Annotated in this window: 9 protein-coding genes and 1 pseudogene; 2 read left to right on the forward strand and 8 right to left on the reverse strand. The window is 67.8% G+C overall.

What is annotated here, in order from left to right; translation table 11 throughout:
- Positions 1-25: 25 nt before the first annotated feature.
- Positions 26-538: a 2'-5' RNA ligase family protein gene (locus ACSVDM_RS29240; protein ID WP_439268963.1), complete on the forward strand. Its 513-nt coding sequence runs from the start codon at positions 26-28 to the stop codon at positions 536-538.
- 49 nt (positions 539-587) lie between these two features.
- A complete protein-coding gene (gene trxA / locus ACSVDM_RS29245) occupies positions 588-962 on the forward strand; it encodes a thioredoxin (protein ID WP_067644661.1) in 375 nt (124 codons plus the stop codon).
- Positions 963-1,038: 76 nt separating this feature from the next.
- Here the strand turns inward: trxA and ACSVDM_RS29250 are convergent, their stop codons facing one another.
- The 8 genes and pseudogenes from ACSVDM_RS29250 to ACSVDM_RS29285 form a co-directional block, all read right to left on the reverse strand.
- Positions 1,039-1,461: a 2-keto-3-deoxygluconate kinase gene (locus tag ACSVDM_RS29250; RefSeq protein WP_067644664.1), complete on the reverse strand. Its 423-nt coding sequence runs from the start codon at positions 1,459-1,461 to the stop codon at positions 1,039-1,041.
- A 377-nt stretch (positions 1,462-1,838) separates the two neighbouring features.
- A complete protein-coding gene (locus ACSVDM_RS29255) occupies positions 1,839-2,612 on the reverse strand; it encodes an acyl-[acyl-carrier-protein] thioesterase (RefSeq protein WP_439268964.1) in 774 nt (257 codons plus the stop codon).
- Positions 2,613-2,789: 177 nt separating this feature from the next.
- Complete coding sequence (locus ACSVDM_RS29260) at positions 2,790-3,215, reverse strand: SRPBCC domain-containing protein (protein WP_439268965.1); 426 nt, start codon at positions 3,213-3,215, stop codon at positions 2,790-2,792.
- 91 nt (positions 3,216-3,306) lie between these two features.
- Positions 3,307-6,039, reverse strand: coding sequence for a DNA polymerase I (polA, locus tag ACSVDM_RS29265; protein WP_439268966.1), 2,733 nt, complete (start codon positions 6,037-6,039; stop codon positions 3,307-3,309).
- A gap of 110 nt (positions 6,040-6,149) precedes the next feature.
- The gene (locus ACSVDM_RS29270) at positions 6,150-6,845 is read right to left on the reverse strand and encodes an ABC transporter ATP-binding protein (protein WP_245655548.1); all 696 of its coding nucleotides are present in this window, start codon (positions 6,843-6,845) and stop codon (positions 6,150-6,152) included.
- A gap of 150 nt (positions 6,846-6,995) precedes the next feature.
- Positions 6,996-7,946 (reverse strand): annotated as a pseudogene (locus tag ACSVDM_RS29275) (ABC transporter ATP-binding protein); the annotation flags it as partial.
- A complete protein-coding gene (locus ACSVDM_RS29280) occupies positions 7,943-9,352 on the reverse strand; it encodes a branched-chain amino acid ABC transporter permease (RefSeq protein ID WP_439268967.1) in 1,410 nt (469 codons plus the stop codon). The gene ACSVDM_RS29280 and the pseudogene ACSVDM_RS29275, both read right to left, overlap by 4 nt.
- A complete protein-coding gene (locus ACSVDM_RS29285; RefSeq protein ID WP_067498077.1) occupies positions 9,349-10,386 on the reverse strand; it encodes a branched-chain amino acid ABC transporter permease in 1,038 nt (345 codons plus the stop codon). Before ACSVDM_RS29285 ends, ACSVDM_RS29280 begins: the two co-directional genes overlap by 4 nt.
- Between the last annotated feature and the right edge of the window lie 46 nt (positions 10,387-10,432).

Raw genomic sequence — 10,432 nt, forward strand, 5'->3', positions numbered from 1 at the left:
TACCGGAGCGACTAGTTTCTGGGTCATGGTGCAGTCGGTGGAGCTCCTCCTGGACGACGCGGGCGAGGCCGAGGTTCGCAGGCAGTGGGCCGAGCTGGCCCGTCTCGGCCTTGCCGCGCCGCGCGGGGACACCCATCGGCCACACATCACCGTCGCGGTGGCCCGCGAGATCTGGCCGAGGATCGACCGGGCGCTGACGGGCCTGGAGTTCGCACCGGTGCCTGTCCAACTGGGCGGGCTGCTGATCTTCGGGGCACGCAGGCCGATTCTCGTGCGATCGGTGATCGTCACCGAGGAACTGCTCGACCTGCACCGCCGGGTCGACGAGCTGGTCCGGGGATGCCCCGGTATGCCCGCGAACACGCGGCCCGGCGCGTGGACACCACACGTGACCCTCGCCCGCCGCGTGACCCCGGAACAGCTCGGCACGGCGGTGGACGCGGTGGCCACCGACCACGAATTTCCGGCCGTTGTGGTGGGCATTCGCCGGTGGGACGGAGACGCGCGGCAAGAGCATGTGGTAGTCGGTGGAAGATAGAGGGACGCCGAGGCGTTACAGCCGAGGACACCGACAAGGAGAGGACGTCATGGCCACCCAGACGCTGACCCAGCAGAACTTCGACGAAGTCGTCACCGGAAACGACGTGGTACTCGTCGATTTCTGGGCTTCCTGGTGCGGGCCCTGCAAGAGTTTCGCACCGACCTTCGAGGCGTCGTCGGAGAAGCACACCGACGTCGTCCACGGCAAGGTCGACACCGAGGCCGAGCAGGGGCTCGCCGCCGCCGCCAACATTCGGTCGATCCCGACCATCATGGCCTTCCGCGAGGGCGTGCTCGTGTTCGCCCAGCCCGGTGCGCTGCCGCCCGCCGCGCTCGAGGATCTGGTGACCCAGGTCAAGGGCCTGGACATGGACGAGGTGCGCAAGCAGATCGCCGAGCAGCAGAACTCGCCTGCCGAATAGGTCGCCTACTCGACCGCTGAAACGTCAAGGGCCCGTTCACCTTTCGTGAGGTGAACGGGCCCTGCGCGTTGTTCTGTCAGTTGGCGAGCAAGTTGACGCCCGCGATCATGGCGCGCACGGTCGACTCGGCGCCGCCGGCGCCCATCGCCGCGGCCCACCCGCGCTTGCCGTTGAACTCGCACTGCACGAAGGTGGCGATACCGGCGTCGGTGCGACGCTGGTGGAAGCGCAGGATCTCGAGGGGGTAGCCCTCGTCGTAGAGCGCCGAGGTCATCGCGGCGACCGGGTTACCGGCGGCGATGACGGTGCGCAGGTGGTTGCCGAGTTCCAGCGTGGCGGTGAAATCCGTTCCGGAACAAGTGAATTCGCCGAGGGTGACCGGCCCGGTGATCCGGATGTAGCGGGCGGCGAAGTCGGCGGGGTCGAGGTCACGGAGCTCGGCGCGCAGGGCCTTGGGCGCGGCGTCGAGCATGGCATGGTCCAGTGTGAGCAGTGTCATTGCAGGTGAGGTCTTCCCGAAGATGTCTTCGTTGGCAGAGGGACCAGCAGTACAAAAGAGAAATCAGCCCGCAGCGAGGGGGCCGGTCCGAATCAGACCCCGCTACGGCGGGTTACTACGAGAAGAATCTGCCGTGTGGCTGCCGGCGCGGTCTGCGCAGCAGCGACCGCGCGGTCGCGGTGAGCGACAAGCGGCGCGGCGAAGCGGTCGGCGGGATTCGGCACGACTACGACAATAGGGGCGCCGTCGCGAAATCGCAACCTTGTTTCCCGCTCGACGTGTCTACTCGTGAGTACCATCACTGCAGCTCAGGGCGCACGGTTGAGCACGCGAGCGCTGAAGCCGCTGTGCGGCGACAAGAGCTCGGGCGGTTGCCGTCAGCTCTCGTCGCGGGCGGGCAGTGCGGTCACCGAGGCCAGTGCGCGAGCCGAGCCGTCGACGTCCATCTGCATTCGCAGCCCGGTCGGACGCACGCTCGTGCGCAGGACCACCTTGTCGCGGGCCATCACCGGGCCCACGTGTTCGATGATCGCGCGGTAGGGCAGTTCGTGGGTGTCCGGGTGGGCGGCGAGGGTTTCCTCGAGCGCTTCCCAGTACACGGCGTTGTTGACGTGGCCGAGGCGGTCGACATCGGTGACGCGCAGCGGGAACGGCACCGTCTCCACGTCGGGGTCGTCGAGTTCGGTGAGGGCGGCTTTCCAGCGCAACCGGTGCTCGGTGGTGCTGGCCAGCATCGGCGCCATGAAGGCGTCGGTCATCCGGGCGGGGCGCCCCGCCACGGGGTCGATATGGATCAGGAACGCGGCCGCTTCGATGTGCCCACCGCGCTCGCCTTTCAGCTGGATCCGCATATCGCACCAGCGGTTCGACAGCGCGTCGGCCCAGCGCCGCAACTGCACCCGGTCGCCGAACACGATCGGCTCGTACACGTCGATGACGGTGCGCCGCACGATCCAGGCCTGATGGATGTCGCCGTCGGCGACCGCGTCCAGGTGGTCGAACCCGATGTCCTGCAGGTAGCGCGCCACCGCGTCGAGCCGCAACCGGTCCTGGTCGTCGGTGTCGCCGAGACGGACCGGCCACGACCGCGCGAAGGCCCGCGTGATGTCGAGGCAGTCGGGCAGCGGGGTGGGGATGACGTCGACGGGCATGAGCCGATGCTGTCACACATCGGGGGCGCAGTCCGGGGACGACTCGCGAGTCGCGGGTGCTCACAACTGCGCGGGCGGTCCCTGGTGCACCGGCACGGCCAGCTCACGTCGTGCGGCCACGGCCGACTCGTCCACGAACCGGCCCGGCATGCTCGGCGTCGGCCGCATGCCGGGCGCTCACTCTTCGGCGGCCGCCTTGATCCCGTCGACGTGGGCGGTCCACATCTGCCGGGAGTGCTCGGCGTCCGCCTCGGTGGCGTTGTTGTCCTGACTCAGCGACAGGTGTGTCGTCGTGTCGTCGCCGCTGAGCTCGTAGGTGAGCGTGTGGTAGTTCGCGGGAAGGTCGGGCTGCCCGCTCAGGGGGCTGTAATGCGTCATCCGCAGCAACCGGCCGGGCTCGGCTGCGAGGATCTCACCGCGGTCCTCGTATGCCCGGCCCTGGAACTCCCCCGTCCAGGTGATCGGACTACCCGGCTGCCAATCGGTGCGCACCTCGGCACCGAACATGAACTTGCGGATCTGCGCCGGGTCGGTCAGCACCTCCCACACCCGCTGTGGAGAGGCGTCGACGTCGGTCCGCACGGTCGCGACGAATCCGGTCATGATGCTCAACTCCTTCGGTCGATCACCACCACCTTAGGACCGCCCCCGGCGCGCTGTCTTGGACAAACGCGCCAGGTCGCGGCCGGTGAACTCAGTGTGCGGCGGCGTCCCAGCTGCGCCCGGTGCCCACCGAGACGGTGAGCGGCACCGACAGCTCGATCGCGTTCGACATCTGTTCGCGCGCGAGGGCTTCCAGCGCCTCACGCTCACCCTCGGCCACCTCGAACACGAGTTCGTCGTGGATCTGCAGCAGCATGCGCGAGCGCAGACCCGCCTCGCGGATCGCGGTGTGGACGTTGATCATGGCGACCTTGATGATGTCGGCGGCCGTGCCCTGGATCGGGGCGTTGAGCGCCATCCGCTCGGCCGCCTCGCGGCGCTGGCGGTTGCTCGAGTCCAGATCGGGCAGGTAGCGGCGACGACCGAACAGGGTCTGGGTGTAGCCGACCTTGCGGGCCGCCTCGACGACCTCCGACAGGTAGTCGCGGATGCCGCCGAAGCGGTCGAAGTAGACCTCCATCTGGTCCTTCGCCTCGGCGGTGCTGATCTTGAGCTGGGCGCTGAGGCCGTAGGAGCTCAGACCGTAGGCGAGGCCGTAGGACATCGCCTTGATGCGGCGGCGCATCTCCGGCGTGACCTCCGACAGCGGGATGTCGAACGCCTTGGACGCGACGAAGGTGTGCAGGTCCTCCCCCGAATTGAACGCCTCGATCAGGCCCGCGTCGCCCGACAGGTGCGCCATGATGCGCATCTCGATCTGGCTGTAGTCGGCGGTCATCAGCTCCGAGTAACCGGGGCCGACCACGAAAGTGTCGCGGATCATGCGGCCGGTGTCGGTGCGGATCGGGATGTTCTGCAGGTTCGGTTCGGTCGAGGACAGTCGACCGGTGGCGGCGATGGTCTGGTTGAACGTGGTGTGCACGCGGCCGTCGTCGGCGACCGACTTCAGCAGGCCGTCGACAGTCACCTTGAGCCGGGTCGCGTCGCGGTGGGCGAGCAGGTGTTCGAGGAAGGCGTGGCCGGTCTTCTCGAACAGCGATTCCAGCGCGTCGGCGTCGGTGGTGTAACCGGTCTTGGTTCGCTTGGTCTTCGGCATGTCGAGTTCGTCGAACAGCACCACCTGCAGCTGCTTGGGCGAACCGAGATTGATCTGCTTGCCGATCACGTCGTAGGCGGCGTTGGCGGCCTCGCTGACACGGTCGGCGAACTGCTGCTGCAGATTCTCGAGCTGGGTGACGTCGACGGCGATACCCGCCTGCTCCAGCTCGCCGAGCACGCCGAGCAGCGGCAGCTCCATCTCCTCGAGCAGGGCGGTGGATTCGATCTTGGCCAGTTCCTCGTCCAGGGCCTCGGCCAGGTCGGCGACGGCGCGGGCGCGCAGCATCTCCTCGCGCGCGATGCCCTCCGCGACACTGTCCTCGTCGTCGAGCAGCGACAGCTGGGTCTGCTCGCTGGTCTCGGCGCGCAGTTCGCGCTTGAGGTAGCGCAGCGACAGGTCGTCGAGGTTGAAGCTGCGCTGGCCCGGACGGACCAGGTAGGCGGCCAGCGCGGTGTCGGTGGTGAGCCCGGCGAGGGTGAAACCGCGCCCGCGCAGGGCGTGGCCTGCCGACTTCGCCTCGTGCAGCGCCTTGGATACCGCCGGGTCGGCGAGCCAGGCCGCCAGCGCGGTCTCGTCCTCGGGTGTGAGCACGGTCAGGTCGATGTAGCCGCCCTCGCCGTCGGCCGCGGCGATAGCGAGCGCCCGGGCTTCACCGTGCACCGGCGTGCCCGTGCCGACGATCGAAAGCCCGTGGCGCGCACCCGCTTTCGCATGCTCTGCCAGCCAGTCCGCGATCGCGCCCTGGTCGAGTGCGCCGCCGCTGATCTCGAAACCCGACTCGGCTTCGGGCTCGGGCGAACCGAGGGTGTCGAACAGCCGGTCGCGCAGCACGCGGAATTCCAGGTCGTCGAAGAGCTGATGGATCTTCTCCCGGTCCCAGGGCGCCTTGACGAGCTGGTCGGGGGTGTAGGCCAGCGGTACCTCACGCACCATTTCGGTGAGCTGGCGGTTGAGGACCACACTCGACAGGTTCGCGCGCAGCGCGTCGCCTACCTTGCCCTTCACCTGGTCGACCCGCTCGACGAGCGTGGCGAGGTCGCCGTACTCGCGGATCCACTTGGCCGCCGTCTTCTCCCCCACCCCCGGGATGCCGGGCAGGTTGTCGCTCGGGTCGCCGCGCAGCGCCGCGTAGTCGGGGTACTGCGCCGGGGTGAGCCCGTACTTCGTCTCCACCTCGGCGGGCGTGAACCGCGTGAGATCCGAGACGCCCTTCTTCGGGTAGAGCACCGTGACATCGTCGTTGACCAGCTGGATCGCGTCCCGGTCGCCCGTGACGATCAGCACCCGGTACCCCTGGGCCTGCGCCTGGGTGGTGAGCGTGGCGATCACATCGTCGGCCTCGTACCCGTCGATGGCCATCACCGGGATGCCCATGGCCCCCAGCACGTCTTTGGTGAGTTCGACCTGGCCGCGGAACTCGTCGGGCGTGGCACTGCGGTTGGCTTTGTACTCCGGGTACGCCTCGGTCCGGAACGTCTTGCGCGACACATCGAAGGCCGCGGCCACATGCGTCGGCTGTTCGTCGCGCAGCAGGTTGATGAGCATGGACGTGAACCCGTACACCGCGTTCGTCGTCTGCCCGGTGACGGTCTTGAAGTTCTCCGCCGGTAGCGCGAAAAACGCGCGATAGGCAATCGAATGCCCATCGAGCAGCAGCAGCGTGGGCCGCTCGCCCTCCGCGGCAGTGGTCGTAGTCGATGCCTGAGCAGTCGTCGGTGAACTCACCCGCATGAGTGTAGGGACACCCACCGACACTGCGGCTATTGGTGCGCGGGCGTGCTCCGAAAAAAGGCCGGGCACGCTGTCGCAGCGTGCCCGGCCTCCTCAGTCCCCGATCAATCCACGCCCAAGTACGCGGACATCACCGCCGGATCGGTCAGCAGATCGGCGCCCGCACCGGTCTTGGTCACCTCGCCGGTTTCCAGGATGTAGGCCCGATCACTGCGGGTCAGCGCCTGCTGGGCGTTCTGCTCGACCAGCAGCACGGTCGTGCCCTGCCGGTTGATCTCGCTGATGATCCGGAAGATCTGCTGGATCACCATCGGCGCCAGACCCATCGACGGCTCGTCGAGCAGCAGCAACTTGGGCCGTGCCATCAGCGCGCGTCCGATGGCCAGCATCTGCTGCTCACCACCGGAGAGCGTGCCGCCCACCTGCTTGCGGCGCTCGGCCAACCGGGGGAACAGCTCGAACACCCACTCGAGCGTCTTCTGATACTCCGCCTTGTCGTCGAAAGGCCTGCCGTAGCAACCCATATCGAGGTTCTCCAGCACCGTCATGCCGGGGAAGACCCCGCGGCCCTCTGGCGCCTGGATGAGCCCTTCGACCACCCGGTCGTGGGCCTTCATCGTGGTGATGTCCTTGCCCTCGAACAGGATCCGGCCCGAGGTGAGCGGCAGCAGGCCCGACAGCGCCCGCATCGTCGTGGTCTTGCCCGCGCCGTTGGCGCCGAGCAACGTGACCAGCTCACCCGGCGCGACCGACAGCGAAATACCGTGCAGTGCTTCGATCCGGCCGTAGTGCACCACCATGTCGCGCACTTCGAGCAGCGGTGCCTGCGCGGCGGACTCGGCGGGTTCGTCCTTCTCGAGCACCGTGGTACTCGCCACGGTCGCCCCCGCCGCCGGAGTCGCGCCCTCCGCCGCGGCGGCATCGGCTCCCTCCCGCACCTCGGCCACCGTATCCGCATCGGGCACACCGAGATACGCCGCGATCACCGCCGGATCCTCGCGCACCTGGGTCGGCAGCCCGTCGGCGATCTTGCGGCCGAACTCGAGCACCACGATGCGGTCGGTGACGCCCATCACCAGCCGCATGTCGTGCTCGATGAGCAGCACGGTGTACCCGTCGTCGCGGATCTTGCGGATCAGGTCCATCAGCGCCGACTTCTCACTGGGGTTGAACCCGGCGGCCGGCTCGTCGAGGCACAGCAGTTTCGGCTCGGTGGCCAGCGCACGCGCGATCTCGAGCCTGCGCTGGTCGCCGTAGGACAGGTTGCGCGCCTTCTCCACCGCGCGCGGCGCGATACCGACGAATTCGAGCAGGGCCATGCCGCGCTCGATGGCGTCACGTTCCTCGCGCCGGTGCTTGGCGGTGCGGAACACCGCGCCGGGCACCGAGGTGGTGTGGCGCGCGTCCGTGCCGACGACGACGTTCTCGAGCGCCGTCATCTCCCCGAACAGCCGCACGTTCTGGAAGGTGCGCGCGATCCCGAGCCGGGTGATCTCGTTGCGCTTGGTCTTGGCCAGCGGTTTGCCGTCGAAGTGCACGCTGCCCGCCGCCGGTTTGTACACACCGGTGATGGCGTTGAAGCAGGTGGTCTTGCCCGCGCCGTTGGGGCCGATCAGCCCGAGGATCTCGCCGCGGCGGATCTCGAAACTCACCCCGTCCAGAGCCGTCAGACCACCGAACTTCACCGTCAGCCCGTCGGTGCGCAACAGCGGCTCACCGACGGCGGTCTCGATCGCGCGGTGCGGTGCGACGACGTCGGCCACGGCCTCGGCATCACCCAGCTCCGGCATCACCGCGGTCACGTCGACCTCGCCCGCGGGCTCGACCTCCGGTGCCGCTTTGTACCCGGCGGCCATGTCCTCGTTGTCGTACAGCGCGTCGCCCGCGCCCGGCCCGGTCATCGCCTTGCTCCGATCAGTTCGGCCGGCTTGCGCACGGCCTGGTACACCTGTCTGCCGTAGGTGAGCAGTTTCTGCCGCACCGGGAACAGGCCCTGCGGTCGCAGAATCATCATCACCACCAGCGCGATGCCGAAGTAGAGGTACTTCAGGTCACCGAGGGACTGCGCGCCGCCCTGGCGGTGCAGCAGCACACTGCCGAGCAACAGCAGCCCGAGGATCACCGCGACCACCGCGCCGGTGGTCACCGCGCGCGTGGCCCACACCCCCAGCGTGTTGCCCCGCCGGCGCCACAGCAGCCACAGCCCGACCAGGACGGCGACATCGACCGCGAGCAGCAGATAACCGGTCGATTCGTTCGACACCAGCTGCACCGATTGCAGCCGAACCGGCAGGTAGGCGATGAGGAACGCGCCGACGATCACGCCGAGCTTGTTGCCCGATCCGCCGAGCACCACCGCGCACAGGAACAGCATCGACAAGATGATGTCGAACTGCTTGGGATTGACGTAGGTGACCTGACCGGCGTACATCGCGCCCGACAGGCCGCCGACCGACGCACCGATCACGAACGCCCACAGCTTGAACTTGAACGTCGGCACGCCCATGATCTCGGCGGCGTCCTCGTCCTCGCGGATCGCGACCCAGGAGCGACCGACCCGGCTGCGCTCGAGGTTGCCGATCACCAGCAGCACTACCACGACCAGCGCCAGGCCGAGCCAGAACCACCAGGCGCCGTTGCTCGCCCTGGTGAACGGATTCCAGCTGTCGGGGTCACCGAGGTTGCCCGGGGAGAAGAATCCACCCGGTTTGGTCTCGGACTCGCCGACTTCCGGATAGGAGATCTTGGACAACCCGAGGCTGCCGTTGGTGAGATCGCCGAGGTTGTCGGCCATCAGGCGCACGATCTCACCGAAGCCGAGCGTCACGATGGCCAGGTAGTCACCGCGCAACCGCAGGGTCGGCGCGCCGAGGATCAGGCCGGCCACCGCGGTGAGCGCCACCGCGAGCGGCAGGCACGCCACCCAGGCCCAGCCGGGTTCGAGCCAACCACCATCGGTCTGGTTCCACGGACTGTTCGGGCTGGTCAACAGGCCGACGGTGTAGGCGCCGACGGCGTAGAAGCCGACGTAACCGAGGTCGAGCAGGCCGGCCTGGCCGACCACCACGTTCAGGCCGATCGCGATCAGCGCGTACATGGCGAACTGCGCCATCACACCCGCGAAACTCGCGCCCGGCGTGTCGAGCAACGGCGGCGGGAACAGCGGAAGCAGCGCGAGCACGGCGATCACCGGGATGCCGACCGCCCACTGGCCGGGCCGCGAGAGCCCGTCCCACCAGCTGCGTATCGCGTCGCCGATGCCACGCTTGTCCTGTTCCGCCACAGCGGTTTTCGTCGTGTCGGTCATGCGCGTGCCCTCCCCAGACTCTCACCGAGAATGCCGGTGGGCCGGAACATCAGCACGGTCACCAGCAGCACGAACGCGACCACGTCACGCCATTCGGTGCCGAACAGGATCTGCCCGTACTGCTCGGCGACGCCGAGGATCAACCCGCCGAGCAGTGCGCCGCGCAGGTTGCCGATGCCACCGAGGACCGCGGCGCTGAAAGCCTTGATACCGAGAATGAATCCGCCGGAGAAGATGATGCCGGTGGGAATGTAGAGCGTGTACAGCATGGCGGCCGCGCCTGCCAGCAGGCCGCCGATGAGGAAGGTCAGCATGATGACCCGTTCCCGCGAGACGCCCATGAGGGTCGCGGTGTCGGGATCCTGGGCCACGGCACGGATGCCGCGGCCGAACTTGGTCCGGTTGATGACGACCTCGGTGATGATCGCGAGCACGATCGCCGCCGCGAAGATCACCAGCGCCACGTTGGTCACCTGCGCGCCGAGGAAGGTGAACTGCACCTTCGGCTCGACCAGGCGGATGCCGGTCTGCGCGTTGGAACCGCCGAGGCCCGGCTTGATCTTGGGCAGGATGTAATGCACGAATTCCTGGATCACGAACGACATGCCGATCGCCGTGATGAGGAAGGCGAGCGGTTTGGCGCCTCGCCTGCGCAGTGGCCGGTAGGCGACGCGTTCCAGACCGACGGCGGCGATACCCGAGACCAGCATGCCGAACAGCATCGCCAGGCCGAGATAGGTGATCGTCAGGACGACACCCTGGGAATACACATTGCCGCTCGGGGCGAAGCCGAGCAGCTCCAGCCCCACGTAGGTACCGAACATACCGAGCATGAAGATCTCGGAGTGGGCGAAGTTGATCAGTCGCAGCACGCCGTAGACCAGCGTATAGCCGACGGCGACCAGCGCGTAGATCGAGCCGTAGGTGAGACCGTCGACCGTCAGTTTCCAGAACTGGTCGATCACCCCGGACACATTGAAATCGATGGACCCCTCGGCCAGCAGGGTCACACCGAGCGATGCGGCTGATGTCATGGTTACTCTCGCGTCAGGCGAGCGGTGCGCGTGGCAACAGCTGCCA

The sequence above is a fragment of the Nocardia sp. JW2 genome (assembly GCF_051843015.1).
Taxonomy (GTDB): domain Bacteria; phylum Actinomycetota; class Actinomycetes; order Mycobacteriales; family Mycobacteriaceae; genus Nocardia; species Nocardia coubleae.